Annotated in this window: 16 protein-coding genes; 1 reads left to right on the top strand and 15 read right to left on the bottom strand. The window is 40.2% G+C overall.

Annotated elements, in window-relative coordinates; genetic code table 11:
• The first annotated feature begins 91 nt into the window (after positions 1-91).
• Entirely contained in the window at positions 92-1,192 is a 1,101-nt protein-coding gene (trpS, locus tag ACESQI_RS13155) for a tryptophan--tRNA ligase (protein ID WP_373126270.1), read from the top strand.
• Between the two features lie 84 nt (positions 1,193-1,276).
• On the opposite strand, the gene ACESQI_RS13150 is transcribed toward trpS, so the two are convergent.
• From ACESQI_RS13150 to ACESQI_RS13080, 15 genes are all read right to left on the bottom strand, one after another.
• Positions 1,277-2,461 carry an OmpA family protein gene (locus ACESQI_RS13150; RefSeq protein ID WP_007487175.1) on the bottom strand — a complete coding sequence of 395 codons (1,185 nt, stop codon included), beginning with the start codon at positions 2,459-2,461 and terminating at the stop codon, positions 1,277-1,279.
• Between the two features lie 432 nt (positions 2,462-2,893).
• Positions 2,894-4,777 carry a DNA mismatch repair endonuclease MutL gene (gene mutL / locus ACESQI_RS13145; RefSeq protein ID WP_002562347.1) on the bottom strand — a complete coding sequence of 628 codons (1,884 nt, stop codon included), beginning with the start codon at positions 4,775-4,777 and terminating at the stop codon, positions 2,894-2,896.
• A 95-nt stretch (positions 4,778-4,872) separates the two neighbouring features.
• The gene (locus ACESQI_RS13140) at positions 4,873-5,175 is read right to left on the bottom strand and encodes a hypothetical protein (protein ID WP_002562348.1); all 303 of its coding nucleotides are present in this window, start codon (positions 5,173-5,175) and stop codon (positions 4,873-4,875) included.
• A 4-nt stretch (positions 5,176-5,179) separates the two neighbouring features.
• Positions 5,180-6,772 carry an OstA-like protein gene (locus tag ACESQI_RS13135; protein WP_373126313.1) on the bottom strand — a complete coding sequence of 531 codons (1,593 nt, stop codon included), beginning with the start codon at positions 6,770-6,772 and terminating at the stop codon, positions 5,180-5,182.
• A 41-nt stretch (positions 6,773-6,813) separates the two neighbouring features.
• Positions 6,814-8,205 (bottom strand): peptidylprolyl isomerase, encoded by a 1,392-nt coding sequence (locus ACESQI_RS13130; RefSeq protein ID WP_007487170.1) that lies wholly within the window; start codon positions 8,203-8,205, stop codon positions 6,814-6,816.
• A gap of 9 nt (positions 8,206-8,214) precedes the next feature.
• Positions 8,215-9,060: a peptidylprolyl isomerase gene (locus ACESQI_RS13125; protein ID WP_007487168.1), complete on the bottom strand. Its 846-nt coding sequence runs from the start codon at positions 9,058-9,060 to the stop codon at positions 8,215-8,217.
• A 58-nt stretch (positions 9,061-9,118) separates the two neighbouring features.
• Positions 9,119-10,666, bottom strand: a complete 1,548-nt coding sequence (locus tag ACESQI_RS13120; RefSeq protein WP_373126266.1) for a peptidylprolyl isomerase — start codon at positions 10,664-10,666, stop codon at positions 9,119-9,121.
• A 216-nt stretch (positions 10,667-10,882) separates the two neighbouring features.
• A complete protein-coding gene (guaB, locus tag ACESQI_RS13115) occupies positions 10,883-12,358 on the bottom strand; it encodes an IMP dehydrogenase (RefSeq protein ID WP_373126264.1) in 1,476 nt (491 codons plus the stop codon).
• 130 nt (positions 12,359-12,488) lie between these two features.
• Positions 12,489-15,557 (bottom strand): T9SS type A sorting domain-containing protein, encoded by a 3,069-nt coding sequence (locus ACESQI_RS13110; protein WP_373126262.1) that lies wholly within the window; start codon positions 15,555-15,557, stop codon positions 12,489-12,491.
• 29 nt (positions 15,558-15,586) lie between these two features.
• A complete protein-coding gene (locus ACESQI_RS13105; protein ID WP_025867894.1) occupies positions 15,587-16,654 on the bottom strand; it encodes a hypothetical protein in 1,068 nt (355 codons plus the stop codon).
• Between the two features lie 104 nt (positions 16,655-16,758).
• Positions 16,759-18,240, bottom strand: a complete 1,482-nt coding sequence (locus tag ACESQI_RS13100) for a leucine-rich repeat domain-containing protein (protein WP_025867893.1) — start codon at positions 18,238-18,240, stop codon at positions 16,759-16,761.
• Between the two features lie 13 nt (positions 18,241-18,253).
• Positions 18,254-19,966, bottom strand: a complete 1,713-nt coding sequence (locus ACESQI_RS13095; protein WP_256142837.1) for a BACON domain-containing protein — start codon at positions 19,964-19,966, stop codon at positions 18,254-18,256.
• An 11-nt stretch (positions 19,967-19,977) separates the two neighbouring features.
• Positions 19,978-22,587: a DUF4458 domain-containing protein gene (locus ACESQI_RS13090; RefSeq protein WP_320908848.1), complete on the bottom strand. Its 2,610-nt coding sequence runs from the start codon at positions 22,585-22,587 to the stop codon at positions 19,978-19,980.
• 18 nt (positions 22,588-22,605) lie between these two features.
• The gene (locus ACESQI_RS13085; RefSeq protein WP_007487160.1) at positions 22,606-24,459 is read right to left on the bottom strand and encodes a BACON domain-containing protein; all 1,854 of its coding nucleotides are present in this window, start codon (positions 24,457-24,459) and stop codon (positions 22,606-22,608) included.
• 20 nt (positions 24,460-24,479) lie between these two features.
• Positions 24,480-25,382 carry a DUF4984 domain-containing protein gene (locus ACESQI_RS13080; RefSeq protein WP_195348852.1) on the bottom strand — a complete coding sequence of 301 codons (903 nt, stop codon included), beginning with the start codon at positions 25,380-25,382 and terminating at the stop codon, positions 24,480-24,482.
• Positions 25,383-25,389: the final 7 nt, after the last annotated feature.

The raw sequence follows: 25,389 nt of genomic DNA, 5'->3' as shown, positions 1-25,389 counted from the left end.
GCAATAGCCACCTTTTTATTTTATCCTTTTTTATTCGTATCTTTGCCAAAGCGAAAATAAGCTGCACCTAATATATAAAAGTATAAAGAAAATGGGAAAAGAAAAGATCATATTAACGGGCGACCGCCCGACAGGTAGACTTCACATCGGACACTACGTGGGCTCTTTGAAAAGAAGGGTAGACCTCCAAAACTCCGGCGACTTCAGTAAGATGTTTGTTTTCATTGCTGATGCGCAAGCTTTGACGGACAATATTGATAATCCCGAAAAGGTACGTCAAAATGTTATCGAAGTAGCTCTCGATTATCTGGCTTGCGGACTCGATCCGGCCAAAGCTACTATTTTCATCCAGTCACAGATTCCGGAACTTTGTGAATTGTCTTTCTATTTCATGGATCTGGTGACCGTGTCACGTTTGCAACGCAATCCGACGGTAAAGACGGAAATCCAAATGCGTAACTTTGAGACGAGTATCCCAGTAGGTTTCTTTACTTATCCCATCAGTCAAGCTGCTGATATCACTGCATTCCGCGCAACAACTGTTCCGGTAGGTGAAGATCAAGAACCGATGATTGAGCAGGCAAGAGAAATTGTACGCCGCTTCAATTATATCTATGGTGAAACTTTGGTAGAACCGGAAATCCTGTTACCCGATAATGCTGCTTGTCTGCGCCTACCGGGCACCGATGGTAAGGCTAAAATGAGTAAATCATTGGGTAATTGTATCTACCTCTCCGAAAGTGCCGACGAAATACAGAAAAAGGTAATGAGCATGTTCACCGATCCCGACCATCTGCGTGTACAGGACCCGGGTAAGATAGAAGGTAACACTGTATTCACATATCTTGATGCATTCTGTCGTCTGGAACATTTCGAGCGTTATCTGCCGGATTATCCGAACCTGAATGAGCTGAAAGCCCACTATCAACGTGGTGGACTGGGAGATGTGAAAGTAAAACGCTTCTTAAATGCCATTATGCAGGAGACACTGGAGCCGATCCGTAACCGCCGGAAAGAGTTTGAGAAAGATATCCCTGCCATCTATGAGATGCTGAAACAAGGATGCGAAGTGGCAAGAGCCGCCGCTGCCGATACACTGGCAGACGTTCGCAGATCTATGAAGATCAATTACTTTGACGATGCGGATCTGATAGCGGAACAAGTAAAGAAGTTCAGTACTCCTGAAAAATAAACAAACGTTGAGTATCGTTTATGAAAATACCCCGCTACCGGTTTACCGGTAGCGGGGCTTTCTTTTTTATATAATCCTATCTTTTTAATTGTTAGATTTCACCAATACAACACGGTTCAGGATAGGTTGTCCGAATTTATCTACACCACCATTACCATCAACGCTCAGACGGTTTGCTGAAATACCATATTGTTTAACCAATACATTCACAACGGCTTGTGCACGTTTCATACTCAATTCTTTATTGAAGCTTGGAGTACCTGTTGCGGAGTCTGCATATCCGTTTACAACATATTTAGTATCCGGGAATTTCTTCATCTGCTCAGCCAGATAAGACAAGTTCATTGCTTCACGAGGAGATATCTCGGCAGAACCAATATTAAAGAATACGGTACGAGGGGCGATATTAGCATCTACGATCACTTCTTGTTCTACAACCTCTGTTGTTGGCTGGCTCTCTGCTTCCTGTAACTGCTGTTGCAATGTAAGGTTGGCAGCTGCCATTGCATTCATCTGTTCGCGCATATTTCTCAATTCCAGTTCAGAGATAATCTGCGGGAACGGACGTTGGAATCCACGGTTCGGGAAACGATAAGTCAAACCTATAGAAGCTCCGAAAATACCATCGTAGTCGTGTTTACCACCATGTTCGCCATCAAATTTACCTTCTACTCCAGTAGCACTTAACTCAAGATTAATATCAACTGCACTCGAAATGCGGAAACGGTTTATCAAACCTGCATTTATCGTTAATGCATTTACGTGAGGTCTTGTGTAAGCATGAGTGAAACCAGCTCCTAAATAAGGAATCAACTCATATACACGGTGTGAATTGTAACCGCCAAAAAGGGCATTCAGATTGAACATGATATCACCATGCAGATTCATGTAGTCAAATTTCTGTTTGTAATATCCGTCACCCAGTTCATTACCGGTTACGTAAGGAGCAGTTTTATCGTATGTAAAACCTTTAGCTTCAAGTCCGCTATATTGCAAACGCAATCCCAATCCGGGAGTAAACCATTTACCGATTGCAACATTTAATACAGGACTGATACGATCTTTGAACTTGCCGGCTTTATCACCATTTCCATAAAGCACCTGAGCACCTCCGCCAACAGAGAAGAACCAGTTACTCCAGAACGGGTTGGTCAACACTTGATATTTGTCTTGAACCTGAATTTCTTCGAATTCAGTTACAGTAACTTGCTGAGCAGAAGCTACAGCAGTAACGCCGGCAAATGCCAGCAACATTAGAATCTTTTTCATATACCTAAATAGTTAAAGTGGTTATTATTTTTCCTATTGAAACTGTTTAAATAACACCAAGGGAAATAAAAGGTTCTGAAAATAGATGATTTTATGTTTTTTCTTGTGAGAAAAGGAGAGTGAAGAGCCTGATGAAGCAGTCGGCATACTACTTTATGATTAGCTTTAATCTAATTGATGAATTGGCATATTGACACATTATTAATCAGCTTTAAGTAAAACTGCGTTCTATTTCTATGGCACACAGATAAGCCAGATCAGGCAGATGACAACAGGTCTTTTCATTTATTGGTAATCAGGGAAAAGAAAATTTGATCCGTTGTCATCTGCCTGATCTGGCTCATCCGTGTGCCACATAGAAAACACAAATCTATTTAGCTCATTTTTTTATCAATTAACCACCGCTTGGCGTACCTCCCCGTGCGGGAAGCACTATCTGAAGAGTTTCTCTATCTCTTCTTCTTTTATTGTGGAAAGTACCACTTTGCCATCGGGAGTATAGTTAGGGGCCACGCAGGCAAACAGATTATCTACAAGATTCACCATCTCTTCGTTTGACAAAACCTGACCGTAAACAATAGCAGCAGCCCGAGACAAAGTCAGTGCCAGAATACTCTGTACTTCTTCTTTCACATCGTTACCTTTTTCCATTGCCGTGTGCAACATACTACGCACCAGTTCTACCGGATTCAGCCCCTCAATACCAGCAGGAATACCATTAATAGCGTAACTTCCTCCACCCAGGTCACTAAGTTCAAAGCCCACAGCAGAAAGATCGTCCATAATACTTTGCAATACGGCAGCCTCTGAAACAGGCAATTGCAATATTTCCGGGAAAAGAACTCCCTGAGACATTCCTTGTTTCTGTCTGATCTGCATCATATAGCGATCAAATAACACCCGGATATGAGCACGATGCTGATCAATAAGCATGAGCCCGGATTTTACAGAAGTAAGAATAAACCGCCCTTTAAACTGTAAATGCAAATTTCCCTTTTCCACAATAGGTTCATTAGCATACAAAGTCGAAGGAACCACTGCCGGAGCCTCTGGCTCTGCCGGGGAAAAATAGTCAGGTTCTGCCTCTGGTTCATTGATAACAGGTCGATTCATTTTACTGGCCTTTTCTAATCCGCCATAAAGATCTTCCCACTCTACTTTTTGACGAGAATACCCCGCAACGCCTCCTCCCGATCCGGAAGAAGAAGTTTTGAAAGGATTAAAGTCCGAATTATATTGTACACGCGGCGGTTCCGGTGGAAGATTCTGTTCAAAAGCCGGAATGTCAGGCATATCCTCCGTATCAAAATCAATAGAAGGAACAGCATTAAACTTACCTAATGATTCTTTGACAGCTGCTGAAATAATCTGCCAGATAGCCTGTTCATTCTCAAACTTGATTTCGGTCTTTGTAGGGTGAATATTTACATCAATATTAGCAGGATCCACCTCAAAATAAAGGAAATAAGAGATCTGTTCGCCTATCGGAATCAACTGTTCATAGGCATCCATCACGGCCTTATGGAAATAGGGATGCCGCATATAGCGCCCGTTTACAAAGAAATACTGGTGGGCACCTTTCTTACGAGCAGTTTCAGGTTTGGCTACATAACCCGAAATTTTTATCATCGTTGTATTCACATCCACACTCAGTAATTGCTGATTAAGCTTTTTACCAAAAACTGCGAGAATACGTTGCCGCAAAGAACTCACCGGAAGATTGAATAGTTCCGAATCATTACTATAAAGTGAAAAAGCCACTTCGGGGTGTACAAGAGCAATACGTTCAAATTCAGTAAGTATATTACTAAGCTCTGTAGAATTGGCTTTCAGAAATTTTCGACGTGCCGGGATATTGAAGAAAAGGTTCTTAATAGAGAAGTTACTCCCTTTAGGACAGGACACCGCTTCCTGACTTTCAACTTTAGAACCTGCAATAACCAATTTCGTTCCGAGTTCTTCAGCCTCAAGGCGGGTTTTAAGTTCTACTTGTGCTACAGCCGCGATAGATGCCAGCGCTTCACCACGAAATCCCATTGTACGCAAAGCAAAAAGATCGGATGCTTCACGAATTTTGGACGTAGCATGACGTTCGAAAGACAAACGAGCATCCGTTTCAGACATCCCCTTCCCATCGTCAATAACCTGTATACAGGTCTTGCCTGCATCAGTCACTAATACATGTATATTGCAAGCCTCAGCATCAATCGCATTTTCTACCAACTCTTTAATGACAGATGCCGGACGTTGTATCACCTCACCAGCTGCAATCTGATTAGCAACTGAATCTGGCAACAAATGAATGATATCACTCATAATATTTAGTAGTTAGAATTTAGGAGTTAGAATTCAGGAATTAGGAGATAGAAAACACTCACTTTATAAATCATTATTCATACCTTCCTCATTAATCAGAACGCCCAACTACCGGTTTGCAAATAATGCCAAAGAAAAAGCAACAGGGCAATAATCAAAAGGATCACTCCCAGATGTACGGGTTTTCGTCCACTTTCCTTACGACGTTTCAGATGAGTAGTTCCTTCCACAAACTTCCCACGAATATCCTCCGGAGAGAACTCTTTTTCAGATAGCATACCCAATTCGCGCTTGGCCTGCTCTTCCATTTTATCAAGCTTCTCTTTCCGCTCATTCACGTAAATGTACTGATGATTAAAGCGACGCGGCTTTCTCATACCACTGTTAAACATTCCCATAGAGCTATTTCATATTAATTAATTCACGCTTGGGCGAATTTAATGGTTTTCGGGTAGATTTACGCAATGTTTCACCCTCTTTTTTACCTCTCCATTCAAATATATCATCTTTATTTTGAGGACGTATATAATCAAACCACACAAATGTAGGCAACCTCATCTTGTCCGGAGGGATCTGATCCATCGGATAAAGCACTCCATCCGATTTCGGACTCATGACCATCCTTTTCATTTTACGGTCTTTCAGATGCATTGTCAACAAACTGGTTTGCGAAGTATTCATACCAATCATAGTACTATCTTCCTCTTGCGGATAAAAAATCACAAGCACATTGGCTATAACATCGACTTTCCGCATCTCTCCTCCATCAAAATACGCTTTAATTTCTTTCCCGGAAACCTGGTTGTAATGCAATGAATCCTTCATCTCTACCGTCAATGCCTGATTGATAATATGCGACCAGTCAATCGTACTGTCATTCAGATAGATTTTAATTTCTTCTCCCAGCAACTGCTGTCCTTCATTCCAAAGAATGGGGTCGCGGTACATTGTCACACAAGAGTCTTTTGAATTATAGACCAATGAATCACAAACGCCCTGAACATCAGTCCTGTACATGCGCACTTTATGATAAGCCCGCATCTCACGAAACATAGAATCAGTGTTCAGATAAGATGTAATCATCATCAAAGTATCGGCATGCATGAAAAGACTATCGCCCTGTGAATAGTCAATAGCAACTGCACGTTTGGTTGCAAAAGCACTATCAGTCAGTTCATTATAGAAACAGTAATCACCAGTCAGCATATTTTTGTTAATGCTGTCATTCATCACCACGTTGTCAAAGGCTTCTCCATAACCTAACTTACGGTCATAGAACAAACTGTCTCCGGTCATTCGTTTCCCTTCATTGGTCAGCACAGAACGGTCAAGCAACTCAGCCTGTTCCGTCAAGGTACTATAAATACCCCGTTCCGAATAAATATGATTCTTTTCATTTACTATTTCAGACGGGCCGAGAATAGTGGCCACTTTAGACAAAGTATTATACTTTAAAGTGTCTGAGGTAAGAATAAACTGGGGATTTACCAACTTTACATCATGATTAAAAACAGATTGCTTCGTAGCAGGGCTGTACTCACCCCAGTCAGAGGTTAGTACATTTTCTTCATCCATCAATGTACCACCTTCGAAATAATATCCAAGATCATAAATACGATCATAGTTCAGACTATCAGTCAACAAAGTTGTATTCCGATTAATCATCTTTACGTTTTCACGAAGCTGGGCTAACTGGGATATTCCATCATAATACAGATAATCACCATAAATAAACAAGGTATCCCCCTGCTCCATACGTACATTGTTGAATGCTTCAAATGAGTTCGTATTTTCATAGATCAATGCACTGTCACAATACATATACATACTATCATGACGCAGCTTTACTGAACCGATAAGCACCTGCACATCCGGACGAGCCAGTTTGTCTGCCCTACCCACGTCAGCATGCAGAAGATCTACTTTCGTTTTTTTCTTCTGTTGTGGTTTCTGCCCCTGTGCCCGAAGAAGGTATACACCAAACAAGCATAGCATCCCCGTGAGGATGCATTTAAAAAAGAAGTTGTTAGTTCTCATTAATCTTTAATCCAACCTGGATATTTGAAATCGCAATTCTTCCAGTTTTCATCGATACGAACATACGTATGTTTCTGTTTTTCCAGAATCCACTTATGTAACATCTCCTCCCGGCGTTTAGCAATAACAATCTCTTTCAGGTTCTGATAATCTTCTGTAATCGTTGCTTTATGACCATTGATACGGGTTTTCAACTTTACAATAGCACAAATCTCTTTTCCATCTTTCTCATTAACCATTGTAAATGCCTTCGAAATCTCACCCACGTTCAATTTATCTACCACCTTAGCCACGTCCTGTGGCAATTCCTGCATTTCAAACTTAGAAGTAGCCATGGCGTCATTAGAATTAGTATTCACCATCAATCCATGATTGTTTCTTGTATCCTTATCATGAGAAAGTGCTGCTGCAGCATCATCAAAGGAGAACTTACCAACACGAATATCATCAGCAATGGAGTCCAAACGTGCACAAGCCTCTATTAGTTCCTTCTCTGAAACTTTGGGACGTAACAGTATATGACGAGTATTCACACGGTCGCCACGTTTTTCAATCAACTGAATAATGTGATAACCATATTCAGACTCTACAATCTTAGATACTTTCTTAGGATCTTGCAGGCTGAAGGCAACCGCTGCATAAGCTGGGTCCATCATACCTTTACCCATGAAGTCCGTTTCACCACCCCGCATAGCAGAGCCACGGTCCTCCGAGTACATACGAGCCAAAGTAGAAAACTCTGTTTCTCCCTTATTTACACGATCCGTATATTCACGTAACCTACTTTTTACATCCTCTATTTCAGCGATAGGAATCTTGGGCTGCAAAGTAACTATTTGAACCTCCACCTGAGTTGGTACATAGGGAATACTATCCTGTGGCAAATCTTTAAAGTAGCGGCGTACTTCAGAAGGAGTCACTTTGATATCACCTACAAGTTTTTGTTGCATTTTTTGCACAGTAAGTCCTTCACGCGCATTCTCACGCAAAGTTTCACGTATCTGTGACGGAGTTTTATTCTGCTGTTCGAAGAAATATTCCTCCATTTTCTCCCTTGAGCCCAACATCTGTATCCAGTGATTTGTCATAGCATCTACACGTTGGATAACCTCACTTTCGGGAACATCAATACTATCAAGACGCGCCTGATGCAAAAACAACTTTTGCACAGCTAACTCCTCCGGAATTACGCAATAAGGATCGCCATCTATTTTACGTCCTTCATACAGGGCGCTCAAACGTGCCTCTTCTACTTCCGATTTCAAAATAGCCTCATCACCTACGACCCAGACCACTTCATCAATCACGTTGTCCTGTCCGTATGCTACCACATTAGCAAGCATTACTAAGGCAAATAAAACAACAAATCTAAAGTTTACAAACTTCTTCATTCTTTGTATTTAATAATTATATATAATCTTTTTCCGATCTATGGCCCGCTTATACAAGTCATCTTTTACCTGGCGCATAAAGTCTACGCGTTTTATATTAACAAGCATATCTTTTGCTTCAGGCATTGCAAACTCATAGGGTTCCTGCTCTCCTACCGCCCGATAATCACTGACGTTAAGAAAATAATAAAAAGCGGTATCTTTCAACTCCACATGCCGATTCTTGTTGATATATTCTTCCGGTGAATCTGTCTTTAAAGGAATCAAATCGAGGATATCTGCCAATGAAACCCATTTATCATAAAAGTATTCATACTTCACCGCATTCTGAAAGCTGTACTTCTCTAAATGTTCTACGGCTTCTTGTGCTTCGGATTTATACCACTTACGCACATTGGTAAGCTGTGGTGCTGTCAACGGAACTTTTATAAACAATCCTTTCACCAAAGGACGATCCAGTTTAAAAAGTTCTTTGTTTTTCTCGTAATATTCAGCGATTTCCTGTTCAGGGATATCTTTGGTAAGTCTCTGGCCGATTAACTCCTCCTGATAAGTATGCATAATCAATGCTTTACGATAATTCTCCACCAGACGGTCTATCTCCTCATTGTCGGGAATGTTATTCTGAGCCTTTTCATACAACAAAAGATCTTCAACCCAAGTGCGTATATAATGTTCAGCGAAAAGCAAACTATCGTCTTTAGTCAACCCAGCAGGAAGCACAGATTGAAGGTCCTCTTTGTATAAAAAAGTTCCATTAACCTCTACCAGAGGTGTTTTTCCCCTATGATCATGCTTCTCAGTACATGATATACAGAAAAAGAGAGAAACCAGCAAGAGGCCCGTTATTCGCATTGTCAACTGAAATTATACTTATATTCAAGGTACGAAGATAATGCAATAATCGGTTATATCAGTGGTTATTAACTGTTTTTAAAACCTCTTGGTTAATTTCAACCTTACTTTCTTCGCGTAAACGCTTTATCCAAAGCGAATCAAGGAAGTTCTGATAGTCGGCTGCAAGCGGCCCTCGCACTTCTGTATAGCTATCAGGACCTTTCCGTTTTTCACCAAAAACAGTAGTAAAAGGATAAGACTCCAGAGAATCAAAGCTTCCGGTTTTAAATACCAGTTTATCTACATATTTATTATCACCTTTAGCAAACACGCCTCCCTCCACTTTAACAACTTCTACAGAATCATTAAAAGTTTTTGCTATCGTATCTGTCCATACTTCTTCAGGAAGTTTCCGAATTAATTTCTTAATCTGCTTGGCCATTTTTTTATCGGCACAATGCACTACAACGCCTTTATAACGCGGCTCTTTCCATTTATAATTTGACTTATGAGAAGTAAAATAAGCTATTTGTCCAGGTTCATCGGCCACTGCGCGCTCCCAAACCTCACGATTACTAATCTCAAACAGCAACATCCCCTCTTTATATTCCTGCATCAACAACCGGAAAGCCGGATATTTCTGTTCCAAACGTCCATTCTCATAATCCAATACAGTTTTTAAAACAAAAGCATCCACTTGTGTTTTAAGCCCTCTGGGAAACGACGTTACAAAACTTTTAAAATCCAAACCGGTATACGAATGATTATCCAATGTAAAGAGCGTTTTGTCTGTTTCACCCTTAGACAACAATTCTTTCATTCCTTCATCATCCACCTGGTAGTTATATTCTTTCTTTAATTTTTCTACCATTGACTCCGTGCCTTTGTCAACTCCGAATTTACGAGTAAGCCGACGGGCTATTTCTCCCTTTATTTCTTCAAACGAAGGCAACTCTTTGGTATCAAGAACTTTTGTTATATGCATGCCTTGAGGAGTGAAAAAAGGCTTGGATATTTCTCCTTTATTCAAAGAGAAAACAACATCTTCAAACTCTTCCGGTGTCTGAAGAAAACCCACCCAAAACGGTTTCTTATCATCTGAGAACTTTTCTACATAAGTTGCAAAGTCATCCGTATTCGGCGCAGCAGATAACACTTTATAAATTGAATCCATCCGAACTTCCGTTTCATTCAGATACGATTTTGATACAGTTTGAGGAAGGTATTTAAAGATGTGCATCACCTGTACATAGCCAGCCCGGGATTTAGCTTTCATTTCATCATAAAATTGACGCACATAAGCTTCTTCGGCTTCTTCATCCGTCAAATAAGATTTCGCTAATTGCCTGCGATATCCTTCCAGTTCTTCCCGGAAAGTCCGGGTGGTATCAATGCCAGCAGTTTCGGCAGCCGCAACTTTCAACTTAAAGTTGACAAAAAGATCAACATACTCATCAAGTGTTTTTGACTCTTGTTCATTAAGAGAGTTATTCTTATTATAGATATACTCAAACTCAGAACGAGTTACATCTTTTCCGTTTATCCGCATCAATACAGGATCTTGCTGTGCAACAGCAGAAAGGCCCAATAGACAGGTTACTAATAAAACCAAGTTTCTTTTCATACAAAGCTTCGTTTATATACATACGTTTTATTAAACGCTGAAAGATTGGAAAAATTGTATTTAACGATAATAAAAAGCCGGACTTCCTACCGAGTAAAACAGAGTCCCACAGAGTATTATTCTTTTTCCTACTATGCGATAGAAGAAAAATAACTCTGTGAGACTCCGCATCAACTCGTGGTAAACTTAGCAGCTCCCACGTTATCGAGAATTATATTATTCCGGACGACTATAGTTAGGCGACTCGCTTGTAATTGTTACATCATGAGGATGGCTCTCCATCACACCTGCATTCGTAATACGTGTAAATTTAGCATCATGTAACTTTTCAATATTCTGCGCACCACAATACCCCATACCTGCACGCAAGCCACCGGTCAACTGATAAATCACTTCAAACAGTGTCCCTTTATAAGGAACACGTGCAGCAATACCTTCCGGAACAAGTTTCTTCACATCTGCTTCTCCACTCTGAAAATAGCGGTCTTTCGATCCGTTTTCCATCGCTTCTAAAGAGCCCATGCCACGATATGACTTAAATTTACGTCCATTAAAAATAATAGTTTCACCCGGACTTTCTTCTGTACCGGCAACCAGAGAACCGATCATGACAGAATACCCTCCAGCTGCAAGTGCTTTTACAACATCACCTGAATAACGAAGTCCGCCACCTGCAATCAAAGGAACACCTGTACCTTTCAAAGCTTTTGCTACATCATAGACAGCAGATAATTGAGGTACACCCACACCGGCCACTACGCGTGTAGTGCAAATAGAGCCTGGTCCAATACCAACCTTTACACCATCAGCCCCAGCTTCAACCAAAGCCTTAGCAGCTTCTCCGGTAGCAATATTACCTACTACAATATCAATGTTCGGAAAACGGTTCTTTGCTTCCTTCAATTTTTCAATTACAAATTTAGAATGGCCATGAGCTGTATCAATAACAATAGCATCCACTCCGGCATCAACCAAAGCCTGCATACGTTCCATCGTATCGGCAGTCACTCCAACACCGGCAGCTACACGCAAACGCCCCTTAGAATCTTTACAAGCCATCGGTTTATCTTTTGCCTTGGTAATATCTTTGTAGGTTACCAATCCAATAAGTTTGTTATCCTTATCAACTACCGGTAGCTTTTCTATCTTATATTTTTGCAGGATTTGTGCAGCAGCTTCCAAGTCAGTAGACTGATTAGTAGTTATCAGCCTGTCTTTTGTCATTACTTCATCGATATGTTTATCCATATCACGTTCAAAACGAAGGTCACGATTGGTTACAATACCAACCAGATATCTGTTATCATCTACTACCGGAATACCACCAATCTTATATTCAGCCATCAAAGCAAGTGCATCACGTACAGTGGAACCCTTTTTGATAGTCACCGGATCATAAATCATACCATTTTCAGCACGCTTCACAGTGGCAACCTGTTTAGCCTGATCTTTTATCGGCATATTTTTATGAATTACACCAATTCCTCCTTCACGAGCTATAGCAATAGCCATTTTAGCCTCGGTAACCGTATCCATAGCGGCGGTAACAAAAGGAATTTTTAACTCAATATTTCTTGAAAACTTTGTCGAGAGCTCGACAGTGCGCGGTAAAACTTCTGAATAGGCAGGGATTAACAAAACATCATCATACGTTAATCCATCCATAACAATCTTATCAGCAATAAATGACATAGGGCTATGCGTTTAAAATTTATTGCGTGCAAATATACGGTTTTTATTCAATACGGACAAAAATAGAAATAAAAAAATCCCCCTACCAGAAGGTAAGAGGATTCCTTATAATATACAACCTGACAAATGGTTAACGAACAATCAACTTAGCAACTGCATTTTTGCCATCGGCACATACTCTGACAAAGTAAACACCTGCTGTAATACCTTTCAGATTTACAGAAATGATAGTCGACGTTGCATATTCTTTATAAATAACGACACCTGCCATATCAATCACTTCAATCAAAGCACCTTCGGCTGACAGTTCCCCCAAATTAACCTTGAAGTTTCCATCACTCGGATTCGGACAAACAATTACTTTACTAACAGATTCAGTTGATTCAATTCCTGTAATCAACGAAGTACCAAGATTAAAGCCATCTACTGTAAACGGGAAAAGAACCGTATAAGTTTTACCAGTCTCAATAGCTGCATTAGTCAGCGTATAGGTATAAGTATATGTACCATCCTCATTATCTATTTTTGTCTTAACCGGAGTAAATCCAATTCTCTCTCCTTCATAATAAACGAAGAAGTTTCCACTGAAATATGCCTCCTTTGTAAGAACAGTAAATTCCAGTTTAGCATCTGTGGCAGCGATAGAATAAACATATCCTTCCAAAGTAGCCGCAGTCATTACGTTTCCGGCACCCAATGTATAATATTCCCCTGCCTTAGCAGCAAACGGAGCTTCCAGATTATCGCCCTGGGCTTTCTTTCTCACAATCAGTGAATAATCATAGTCCTGATCTTCCGGTTTGTCCTTAGATATAACTGCACAGATTTTCACAATCTGATCTTTTTCCAGATTTAATGTTGCATACGCTCTTCCATACATAAAGTCTTTCACTTCTGCAGTTATGGCTTTTGTGCTACAATCACCAATCTTATAAGATACACCAGCACCTTGTCCCAATGAACTTACCAGATAGTACTCGCCAGCCTCAGGAGCTACAAATTCATACCATGTTTCACTGGCAACATCTTTACATATTACAACTTTATCAAAATCGATGTTGATAGCTTTATCGCAAGACTCACCTTCACCCGCAGGTGTAAACTTAGTCTTGATTACAATGTCTGCTCCTTCTTCATTCTTAAACTGGTAAACAGTAAACCGATATGTTTCACCTTTGATTACAGAGTAACGGTAAGTAAGTTTTCCCATCAATTCTTCAAATGACAATTTATCCTGTGTAGAACCACATTCTTTCACGATACCACATGACCAATGATCTCTAACCCAGATAGGATCTTCAACCTCAAACTCTACAATACCATCCTCAGGTGCGGTAAATACATACCATTCTTCCCGAGCATCCCGGTTCTTCATTACAATATCCTCATCCAGATTAAACGGTCTCGGAAAATCACAATAATCACCAAGTGGAATATTCTCATCTTCAACAACTGTGAATGTAACCTTATCTGTATTTGATGCTTCAAACCTCATTCTATATTCTTCACCGGCATTTACTCTTACCGCACAGCCTGTAGAACCATAATTAGCCACATTCGTTGTACCGGTACCCAAAGTTATCATAGTCAATGCTTCTTCCGGATAAGTAAGTTTCAACATACAATCCTTAGTAGCGATATACTTAAACCAATAATTACGTTTTTCACCACCATACTCATTATCACCCAATTTAGCATCTAAAGGATTTATTTTCGCCTCACCAGGTTTGGGATCACGCTGCACTAATTGAATAGCATCCTCAACAGCATTAGCACTGTTTACACAGATAAGATAATTAGTTCTGGTAGTTTCCATTTCAAAGTATGATTTAGCACCAGCTGCCACTTCATTTATCACAGGCTCGGCATCTGAACAATCCACATAATAACTGATTGTTCCTGTCCAACCCTTATTAGAAGCCAATTCCAACAGATTAAGTGCACTATCTTCACTCTTGGTTATAGTATAGTTATACCAGGTAGCCCCTGCTTTCACAGAAAGAGTTGAAGTCGTAGAATTGATATGAATAGGTATGATACAATCATTGCCTTCTTCAACTTCCGTAAGCTTCAAAGTTGCCTTTGTAGGGCGATTATTGGTAATTGCTACATAATAAGTAGTACCAGCTTTCACCGCAAATTCATGGCTATTATCCTTCGCATCTTGCACAACCTGCATGGGTTCATAAGTAACATTGCCATCCTTATCCGTCATCCAAATCTTATCTGCATCATCATATACAAATATCACATATTCTTCAACATCTACACTAGCAAGTCCTGTCTCCGTCGCTGTAAACGACAGCCAAGTCAGTTCTGAATAATCAACAAAGAATGGATTTAATTCATGATTGATTTCGTTCACAGGAATAATCGCTTCTGCATCCAGTTGTAGTTTGATCGAAGAAAACTCATATTCTGATCCGGGCAAAACGCCACCCATTCCAAACGGTACAATCAAGCTATTAATGTTGAATTTACGAGGGAACTTGCCACCGGTATTTTCTTCATCCGTAAACTCTGTAGAGGTCACTGTAAATTGTAGTTTATCACCTTCCCATAATTTTATGGCAGCATAACCACCAACCAAGTTATCATAAGCTTCCCCTTCGAATTCAGAATCAGGAGTATCAACTACTCTACCCGCAAATTTAACATCATAAGAGCTTACTTTAGAGAAGAGATAGAACATCTCATTCTGAGTAGCCGTATAAATAAATGTCTTAGAATCATCTACACTAGCTATCGTAACAGACTTAGTAGTGCCATCCCATGGTTCAGCGACAGGCTCATCATCTCCACCACCGGCAACCAATTCAAGTGGGAAAGTAACAGGATAGCCATTTGCATCTGCTTCATTCGGAGCATATACTATCAATGTAATAACGCGATTTGCAACAGCTTCTACAGTCAACGTAGAACCTGCCCAACCACTATAAATTGGATCAGATAACTCTGGAGAACTCAGTCCTTCCCAAGAAGCATTTATTTTCGTTTCATAATTTTCCGTATCACATTTAAAAGTATACGACTTTGTTTCCGTAGGAGTAAATTCTAAAATAAGTTTATCATCCGCAGAAGTGATTGTTACATTCCTCTTGGTTCCATCCCACGCCTCCGCCTTTACGGTAGATGTAGCCACTGCCATAATGTTCATCATGACAAACATTAGCAAGAAGTAGTAGTTCTTTTTTCCCATGTTACACTAAATTTTAATTAATACTAAGTTTATTTATAAGAAAATTCTTGTTTCAAAGTCATCGTGCCCTCCGGCCAGTAATCATTAAAGTAACCCTCGACGGCACGTTCCGCAGAAATCCAGTTTCCTTGCGCATCCAGTTCATAAGCGTTCAAATGAACAGATGCCGTATTTCCCTCGTTATCACTCTTCGTAGCAGAGAGTAGAAAACCCTCTTCTGTATATGTATACACAGTTCTTTCCTGTGCCAATCCGGCTTCATAGGCAACTTCCGTTACCTGTACCTGCAACCGGGGAGAAGCATAAACCACTGATCGCTTCTGAACCATGTCGGGATCATCATTGGTACGAGCAGAAGTTGTCATTCCAAGTAACACACCTTTCTCTCCGAAAGCATAGACCGTTTCTTCATGCTGAAGTACCTCGTCTCCTCTGATCAGCTGCTTGGTACACATTGACGGGTAAGAGTTCCGAAACAAGTACTCTGTTCGGGCAATCCCCATCCAGCTATCTGTTTCACAAACAGCTTTCTCTCCATCAAATTCGTATTTGAAGCCATTGTCACCTTCTACCGAGACCAATCCTTTCAGCAAGAAGAGAGGTAAACCAGCAAATGAGAAAGGAAAAGGTACGTATACAGCATGAGTGCCGTATTTCAATTCATAAACGACGGAAGTACCTCCCAACTCCGTTTCGGTAACTACCGCCAACCTCCCTGCAGAATCATATCCATAAGAATATCTCGTTGCGTCACCGGTAGTCCCCCATCCTCTCGTTAAGCCGGAGGATGCGTCAACAAGTTCATTAATTGGATTATAGATTAGTAAGTGTCCGCGTGTGTCGAACAAATATTTCTTGGTTGTATTGAATACTGCCAAATCTTCGTTCGTGCTCTCTTCTGACACCTGCACATAGAGTGGGTTTCCCTTAAAATTGAACAAGCTCTGATGAGTAGCCTCCCACACAACAGTTGCTTCACCATATTGCTTTTCATATGGAGTAACCGGTTGCACAATAAGGTCGTCGTCCTTACAAGCAGTAAAGACCGCACATATACAGCCTAATAGTATGGTAATAGTACAGTTTAAAGTCTTCATTCTTATTCTTATATTAAAATAACTCTCTATAAAGTTGCTTCGGAAGGCCTATGGTTTCACAACGACAACCTTCCTAACAACTTTCTTCAAGAGAGAGTAATTTATTATTTAAGCAGATAATCCGCATTCACTTCGTAACCCTTCATTACCGCATCATATTCTTCCTGTGTCATAAACAGGAACCTCAGATTAGGTAGATTACTCCGATCTATATCAGCAGCCTTCAATCCGCAATTAATCAAACTCAACATCAACAACTTATCACTTTTCATAGCAGGAAATGATGGTAATTTATTACCATCTAATATCAATGAATGCAAATTGGGCATTTTCTCTAATTCTTCTTTTGTCACAGATTGGATCTGATTATCAGCCATAGACAATAGTTGCATATTTTCATGCTGTACCTCTTTAGGTATAGAGGTAAAAGAACATCCATCCAATAACATGCCACGCAGATATTTACGGGTTCGGTTGCCTTCTTCACCAATTACTGTATTGGCTATAGAAGGAGGCAGCGATTTCAGGTTCTTATTATTGCGCATATCCAACGTTGATATTTTGTACAACTGATCAAATACATCGGGGAGTTCACTTATTTCAGTATTTATAAAACGCAAGCTGACCAATTCCGTCAGATTGACAATGCTTGCCGGTATTTTGCTAACCTTCTCATTAATCACATCAATGGTTCTCAGCGTCTTAATCTCACCTATCGATTCTGGAAGTTCCGTCACTTTATTGTTTATCAGTGTCAGATCATTCAGTTTTTTCATATCCCAGAAAGACTTTGGAAAGGTGCTGAAATTAGTATTCTCAATGTAAATAGAAGCAATCCTCGATTCACCAATATTATCAGGAAGTTCTTCCAGATCGCAATTACTGATGTGCAGTCCTGTCATACTCGGGAAGTTGATAATCGCCCGGGACAGTTTTTTCATATGTTTGAATTCAGGCAGATTCCCGTCGCCGTCAATATCCAAATCAGTAATATAAAGCAAATTTCCATAATCATCCGTCTCAAACGAGAGTCCGGCCCAGGTATCCAGTGTTTCTTCCACATCCCAAGAAGGTGGCCACTTACTTCTATCGTCCCCCAATACCTCTTTGCAAATAGCAAAAAGGACGTTGGTATAATTGTTAGTAGGATCAACAACTGTTTTTACCTTTACCGGTAAAATATATTCCTGTAGTTCTCCTACTTTCACATCAAACTCATTATCTTCTGTCAAAGTAATATCCAGATTCTCAATTAAATTAGCATCCTTACCAAAAGCCCGATAACTTAAAAGTTTATAATGTCCTTCTTCTAATCTTACTTTTTCAGTAGACAGTAATTCAGTGTTTCCCGTAAGCGGGTAACTGGGCAGTTCTATTTTTACCCCGTCCTTCTCTAACACAATCTTTACGGTAGCAATATCGTCCAGATCAGCCAATGTATAGGTTGTTATTTTGGTAAACTGGAAACAAATTTCTCCCTGATTAGGTAACAAAGCATCCTTATCATCCTCTTTACAAGCCGAAATTAAGACCAGTAAAAAACAAGCTGCCCAGACAATCGCCAGTATATTCTTAATCTTCCTCATAATCATTTTAGTTTTAATCATCTATTTCACCCCAGTTTCCATCCAGTGAAAGCTTGGGATATTGTTTCTTACTTGCATCATAATAGTGAAACCATCTGAAAGTGCTATCAAATGAAGATGGAGTCAGAGCCGTGTTGTTCGTATCCTCTTCCCAATCTGGACACGGAGTATCTATAAAATCCGGCTCATTATCAAAACCAACCCGTCGGTTCTTACTATCTCTGCCGTTATAAGTCTGATTAAACACCATTGTGTATGGGTTCCAACATTTCAATCGCTTATGCTTCAATATCCATTCAGGAATCATACCAGACAAGTAGTTCAAATTCAGTGATAAGGCTTTTAATTGAGGCATCACATCAGCCACGCCTTCCATAGCCGGAATAGAGCCTTCAAAATAGTTGTATGACAGATGAAGATAAGCCACCCGTTTCAACAGAAACAAGCGCTCCGGAAGTTCACCTCTCAAGCCAATACTGTCTTTTTTATTAGTAAAAAGATTACTACCCACTTCATAATGACGGCAATTCCCTAAACTCACATAGAGCAGACTGTCTTTATCCAAAGTCTCAATAATATCCATCGGAAATTCCTGCAAAGGATTACCAGTCATCTCCAGTTCCTTTAATTTCTTCAGGTTGGTCATCCGGGCAGGAAGTGAATTAATTCCATAACCAATAAAGGCAAGGCTCTCCAAGCTATCCAAATAGGTTACATCATCTTCCAGCTTAATAGACTTACGATAACTATTTTCATTACCCGTAAAGACCAAGGTTTTCAACTGATTCAAATAACGTATCTGAAAAGGAATACTATTATCCGTATTGAATATATAGAAGTTTACGCCAACGACACGCAGCTCGGTGGTATCTCGTACGAAATCGCCATCCACATATTTATAGTCGACCTCTTCCGTCTTTACATTGTTCCAATAAATCATCGGCTGACTGCCATCCCACTGGGTGTAACACTTCATCATACGGCTGATAGCCAATAAGGCAAGCGAATCTCCCCGACGTGACGGTACTATTCTTTCTGACTTCTTCTGCCGGAAAGTAAATGTTTTCTCTATAGGTTTTTCACCCTCTTTTGCATCTGTCTGGCGAAACGTAAATTCAGCCACCCGATCTGCATCTGACTGTGTGTAAATGTCGAAGTCGAAACGTACCTTATCCGGACGGGGTACCGAACCGACCTTTTTTTCCGGTACACTCACACGTACCCATTTCTGAGTAGCATCAACCGGTATCACTTCATACTTAACATTCGAGGTTACATTCAACTCTGTGAACATCTTTTCGTAGTCTACAAAATCTTCCACTTCAACCGCTTCTTTATCCAGTTTTATAATTTTCTCATAACCATACTGGAATACCTTTACCTGAGAGGCTTTTGAGCCGGAACGGAACGTAATAACCGCTTCCCGTTCCTTATACAAATAACTGGTATCCACGCGCAATTCGCAAACAGTAGAAGCGTTCCCATTGGCTGGTGATACCATACACCACTCAGCATTCGATTCTACATACCAATCCTGATCAGCGGACAGATTGACAGCATATGTATCACCACAGTCCGGAACAACAAACTCCGATTCTTCCTCACTCACTCCAAAGAAAGAAGGCTGAACATCGTCATCATCCTTACAAGAGAAGAGAGCAACTATCCCCAGGCAGATTAACAGGAAAACCTGGATATTTCTATTTTTATATCTGATTGATTTCATCTTCTTTGTCATTAGTTGTTTACATTCGTAATATCCTGAGTCTCATCATAAACCAGCAGGAACGAGCCATCATTGATACGGGCAATAATCGCTGAAGGAACAGTCATCTTGATATTCGGATTATCCGAAACATCAAACTTATTAAGATTGTCCGGAAAAGTTTGTATCATACGCAGGTCATTACCGGATACCTCCAATATCTTCAGAGCCATATGCTGATCCAAACCGGTAGGCCATTCAACCAATGTACGTTTGAATTTCTTCTGAGCAGCATCGGTATAATATCCTTGAGAGTTAAGAATCAGCTGATTGAGACTATTCACATATAAGATATTGACAGGAAATGTATCAAAACGATTCTGACTCAAATCTATTCCGGAAAAGTGAGGAAGATATTCCGAATTAAATTCATTGGGCATGGATTTTATCTTATTACCAGCCAACTCCAGTGCCTCCAGTGCTTTCAGGTTCTTAAATGATTCAAATGGGACTTCTGTTATTCCATTGTAAGACAACCGAAGGAAATTGATCACAGATGAATATTCAGAAAATTCAGTAGGCAACTTGGTAAACTTGTTGGAACATAAATTAAGTTTCTCTGCACGCACTCCTTTAAAGCCCGGTTCAAAACCATCAATCTGGTTGACAGACAGGTCTATCTCTTCAATGGAATATTTACCGTCATTTTTCATATTAGACAACAATACCGGAAACTTCTTTAACTTATTACAAGAAGCTGAGAACAACTCTAAATCATCTGTAATACAGAAGTTATTAGGAATAGGAGTAGCTCCGGCTCCCAAATCTTCATTGCCCAGTTCATTACAATCAACCATAAACTGAACAGGAGATACATTACCAAGAGCAGGAAGTTCAACCAGTTTGTTATAAGCCAAATCAAGCATTCCCAGCTTTTTCATATTACGAATACTGGGTGGTAGTTTAGTTAACTTATTGTCATTCAAGTATAAAAGTTGAACCGTTCCCTGAGACTTTCCATTCGTAAAAAAGTCATCCAAGTTCTCATAGGTTGATTCTAAATCAAGGTTCCCATTCATAGAGAAGTTTAAGGAAACCAGGTTAGGCAGTTCTTTCAACTGTTCCGGGAAAGTAGTCACCCGGCAATTATAAATTTCCAAATCTGTAAGATTCTCCAATTTACCAAATGATTCCGGCAACTCTTCTATAAATCCATTTGCTATGTATAGCATAGTCAATGTACCTGCTAATTCACCAATACGCTCAGAAATACCTGTAATACGATTTGACATAGAACCCTTATTCCTACCTGCATATTTTGTATATACGGTGGGACGTGCATTTCTGCTCTCATAGTTCAATTTAGAAGCTACCTGAAGCTGCGCTCTTCTCAAAGCAAACCTTTCGCGTGCAATATCCATACGGTGGGCACGTACATCCACTCCTTCACGTGCAAGCAGATAATGGCTAAGTATGCCCTCCATACCCTCATCTCCAACAATCGAAACTGTTTCATCATGATTTCCAAGATACAAAGTTTCAAGCTGAGTCAAATCGCCGATAGCATCGGGAACGAAACCTTTAGGATTGAAACTTCCCAGATTTAAAGAAGTAACCCTGCCATTACCACCAAGCCCTACTCCCGGTTGATCTCCCCACATATCGATAGGACGCGGAGTACCATCAGCAAACTTAAACACCCAGTTTGAACCTACATTATAGCCTTCACCGTTCCATGACCACTCTTCACCTCCCATTGCCTTCCAAATGTTATACAAAGCAATGTAATCGCGAATCGCTGCCGTTTCATATAGTTTCACATCCACCGTATCACGCAAAAGCTTAAAATGCTCAATCTTCACATTCTGCTCTTCGTCCATTGCATAGATCAGTTCCTGATTCTTATTATACAATTTATAATGAGACAGAACATAATCTCCCTGTTTCATTTGAATCGTATCGGTAGAAAACAGCTGAGCTTTTTTTTCCTTTTTTGCCTTTACCGGATAACTCTCAACATAGCTAACGCCATTACTTGAATACTTAAACGTGAACACAGCAGAAGCAATATCATCGTATTTTATCTCGCTGTTATCAACAGTTGCACGAGAAAGAGGAGACTCAATGGCAGACAAGTCTTTGCCAAATACTGCCGCATATTTACCATACAATACAGCTTCTAACGCAAAATCAACCTCTGTCAGACGGTTATTCTCTATCCGGAAGTTAACCTCTTCATCAGGTGTCCCCGACTGTAAGATTTCAGCCTGTCCATCCACAACCTCATCTCCATAAACAACAAAGTAAGTGATCTTATAAGTACCGGGCATCAATTGCACCGGTACAGTAGATAATCCAAATTCAGCACCCTCTTCACTGACAGACTTCGGCATCAATGCCATACTGAAAGATTGATTACCGGCAGATGCTAAGGTAATCTGAATCTTACGTACATCCTTCAGATAGCTGAGTTCCTTTCCGCTATCCAATGCGCGGGAGTCCGCACCCTTCTTATGCAACTGAAGCTGCATATATCCGTAACCTTCCTGTGAGGCGACTATTTCATCATCAGAACAACTTCCGACCAGAACAAGCCCCAGAAAAGCCACAAACACTCCTAATATTTGATATAATAACTTCATTATTAACAGTATATTTAATTATTGAAATGGTTGTTTAACATAGAAAGTAAACATCGTAAAGGTATTATCACTACCATCTTCCGGATTAACACCTCTAAATGCCTTAAATTCAATCTTGATTACACGATCCCGTTTATCCTTATTCTTTCCTACGATAAGTACGAACTTAGTTAAATCGACCACACCATCTTTCATTTTAAATTCAACATTTACATCATTAGGGACAAAAGTACGCGGATTCTCAACTCCTGCTATGACTTCCGTCACATCCAACCGGGGTGTAAAGATTTTCACCGCATCAGAAAGCATATCAAAAGATTTTGTTTCACCTGCTGCCGGAAGAGTGATCGTTGCTCCATTTTCAATACCGGTTACACTCATCTTATATTCCAGAAAAGCATTTTTTTGCCGTATATATGACCCTATATACTGGCTCTTCAAAGTGGTAGAAACCGGATCTTCAAACAAATCATCAAAACTTACCGAATTGGGAACAATAAACAGATAAGCCTCTCTATCTTCTCCCATAGAGGTAAGCTTATTCACATCATCCTCGTCGCCACGCTGATTAGCTACCAGATAAAGTTCCTTTGTATATATCCCATTGGATGTCTTATCTTTGGAAGAATCGCCCATACGCAAAGTAGCCCAATGGACAGCTGTACGCTCAAGCGCTCCATTCACACATTTACATAAAAGTAACTTGAATGGTGCATCAGTTACATCTGTATAATTTTCACCTGTTTCAATCATAAATGGCAATTCGAGTATCCGTGCCGTACCTGGTATCGGATCAAATGCAAAATCATTTCCATACGGATCAAATGCCGGGAACTCAAAATTATGATTAATATAATCATCACTGATTCCGGCAAAGTGAATAGGAATAATAATCAGTTGCTTGGAACGAACATCCGACAATATAATCACATCTTCTTTTTCTGACGCAGGAATCATACCGTCAGCTATGCGTACTTCTACATATAAAGGGTTCGTAGCCAACGTTCCTGATACAGTAATATTAGTGGGTTGAGGAGTAGACAACCATTCCGGCAACTCCAATTTCCACTGAATATTTGAAGAGACATACAGAGGAGCCATATAGACTCCGGGGGTAGCAGGGTCTATCAACAGTTCCAACTTTTCAACTTCCGCATCCATTTCTTCTGTCAGATAAGCTTTACATTCGGCTGTAGCTTTCACCGAAATATGTTTCAGAGTAGCACCGGCCTTAATATTAAACCCACCTTCCAGGACCATTGATTCAAAGTCTGTAAACAGTACTTTCACTTCTACTTTCTTAGTAGTAATCTGACCGGACTGATGCTCGTCTATAAAAGAGAAAAGTATTCCGCTTGTTGCATCGGTCAACTCCCAAGTTTGATCAGAGCTTACAGTCAGTGTATCTACAAAATACTCACCAACATTATCCGCCTCTAAAACCAAGCTTTCTGTGTCGACCACAAGGTTAGCCCCTTTGCCTAATTGAGAGATCTTCACCACATATACCATTTCATCTCCAACAACTGATATACGGAATTCCGCTGTACGTACCTGTGCTTCCAGGTTTGTTCTCAAAGGTTGTATGGTAATTTCCGCTTTGCCTTTACTTCCTTTAGTTTGTGAAGCCGAGAAAAACACACTGCCACCTTCCGAAAAAGAAGCCGTCCATTCATTTCCTGCTTCAAAAGAGAAGGTTGTCTCCTGTTCTCCTTTTTCACTTACAAAAACTATATCTTCAACATCAAACGTTGTTTTTCCCTGCACCTCCGGTGATTCTTCCTTATCATCCGAACAGGCTGCAATGGCAAAGGTCATTACGAGTAACGCCCAATAGCCCAACCGATTTTTCAAATGGGTGATTGTATTCATATTTTCTTTCTTTTAATCGATTATTTTTTCAATGAATATCCTGTAGGCTGTACCTTAATGTCATAAGGAGGAGTAATACCGTTCTTTTCTGCTTCGGCCTCATAAGGGCTGATCCATTCAAATATATACAGGTATGTTCCAAATGAGCCCACTTTAGGAAGGAATATGTTCAAATAGAGAACTACTCCTCTGTCTGCTGCGATGAAAAAGCTCGGGTTACTTGCCACCGATTGTGCAAAAACCAACCCGTATCCTGCGTCGAGAAACGCTTCCTGTTCCACAACAGTTACTTCCTCATTCATCGGTTCATCATCCGATGCATTGAATTTGACCTTTAAATCATAACTGTCATCAAACGGTGCCTTGATAAGCATTGTATGATCGTCTATCTTCTCGCTTTTCACTAAAAAGCTCTTAGAATCTTCACTGAACGGGAATGTACATGTCATACGCATGTCACCTATGTAATCATTTATATTAAACGGATAGCATTTAAATAAAAAGATATTTGTCGTATTCCCGTACAGGCTCATCGTTTCATTCTTATCGTTGATCAGTTTCAAAGTGACTGCCAGACTATCTGTACGATTCATATTATCAAAATACCCTTTCATCGTCACCACTCCTGTCCTCTCACCTGACTTTATCAAAACATTCTTATTCAAAAGCTCAAAATGATATCCTTCAATGGCATTTGTATGATCTACATCTACACTTACCACGTAATTCCGGTCATAATCCATTGCCTGGGTAGCAGCAACTACAATATCAAAAGTTCTTTCCGAATTCACCGTTACAGGCATTACCATGGCAGAGTCGGCAAACATGACATACGAATCGCCGGAATACAATATTTCCTTGCCATCGCAACTCACAAACAGAATTGCAAACAGTACACATAAACTATATATGCTTTTCTTCATAATCATC

Source organism: Bacteroides sp. HPS0048 (assembly GCF_964240755.1).
GTDB lineage: Bacteria > Bacteroidota > Bacteroidia > Bacteroidales > Bacteroidaceae > Bacteroides > Bacteroides nordii.
Note: the sequence above shows the minus strand (reverse complement) of the source record. Positions and strands in the feature narration are given on the sequence as shown.

Bases quoted from the DNA above. Each gene is read 5' to 3' on its own strand.
- trpS (WP_373126270.1), top strand. From the start codon at position 92: ATGGGAAAAGAAAAGATCATATTAACGGGCGACCGCCCGACAGGTAGA.
- ACESQI_RS13150 (WP_007487175.1), bottom strand. From the start codon at position 2,461: ATGAAAAAGATTCTAATGTTGCTGGCATTTGCCGGCGTTACTGCTGTA.
- mutL (WP_002562347.1), bottom strand. From the start codon at position 4,777: ATGAGTGATATCATTCATTTGTTGCCAGATTCAGTTGCTAATCAGATT.
- ACESQI_RS13140 (WP_002562348.1), bottom strand. From the start codon at position 5,175: ATGGGAATGTTTAACAGTGGTATGAGAAAGCCGCGTCGCTTTAATCAT.
- ACESQI_RS13135 (WP_373126313.1), bottom strand. From the start codon at position 6,772: ATGCTATGCTTGTTTGGTGTATACCTTCTTCGGGCACAGGGGCAGAAA.
- ACESQI_RS13130 (WP_007487170.1), bottom strand. From the start codon at position 8,205: ATGAAGAAGTTTGTAAACTTTAGATTTGTTGTTTTATTTGCCTTAGTA.
- ACESQI_RS13125 (WP_007487168.1), bottom strand. From the start codon at position 9,060: ATGCGAATAACGGGCCTCTTGCTGGTTTCTCTCTTTTTCTGTATATCA.
- ACESQI_RS13120 (WP_373126266.1), bottom strand. From the start codon at position 10,666: ATGAAAAGAAACTTGGTTTTATTAGTAACCTGTCTATTGGGCCTTTCT.
- guaB (WP_373126264.1), bottom strand. From the start codon at position 12,358: ATGTCATTTATTGCTGATAAGATTGTTATGGATGGATTAACGTATGAT.
- ACESQI_RS13110 (WP_373126262.1), bottom strand. From the start codon at position 15,557: ATGGGAAAAAAGAACTACTACTTCTTGCTAATGTTTGTCATGATGAAC.
- ACESQI_RS13105 (WP_025867894.1), bottom strand. From the start codon at position 16,654: ATGAAGACTTTAAACTGTACTATTACCATACTATTAGGCTGTATATGT.
- ACESQI_RS13100 (WP_025867893.1), bottom strand. From the start codon at position 18,240: ATGAGGAAGATTAAGAATATACTGGCGATTGTCTGGGCAGCTTGTTTT.
- ACESQI_RS13095 (WP_256142837.1), bottom strand. From the start codon at position 19,966: ATGAAATCAATCAGATATAAAAATAGAAATATCCAGGTTTTCCTGTTA.
- ACESQI_RS13090 (WP_320908848.1), bottom strand. From the start codon at position 22,587: ATGAAGTTATTATATCAAATATTAGGAGTGTTTGTGGCTTTTCTGGGG.
- ACESQI_RS13085 (WP_007487160.1), bottom strand. From the start codon at position 24,459: ATGAATACAATCACCCATTTGAAAAATCGGTTGGGCTATTGGGCGTTA.
- ACESQI_RS13080 (WP_195348852.1), bottom strand. From the start codon at position 25,382: ATGAAGAAAAGCATATATAGTTTATGTGTACTGTTTGCAATTCTGTTT.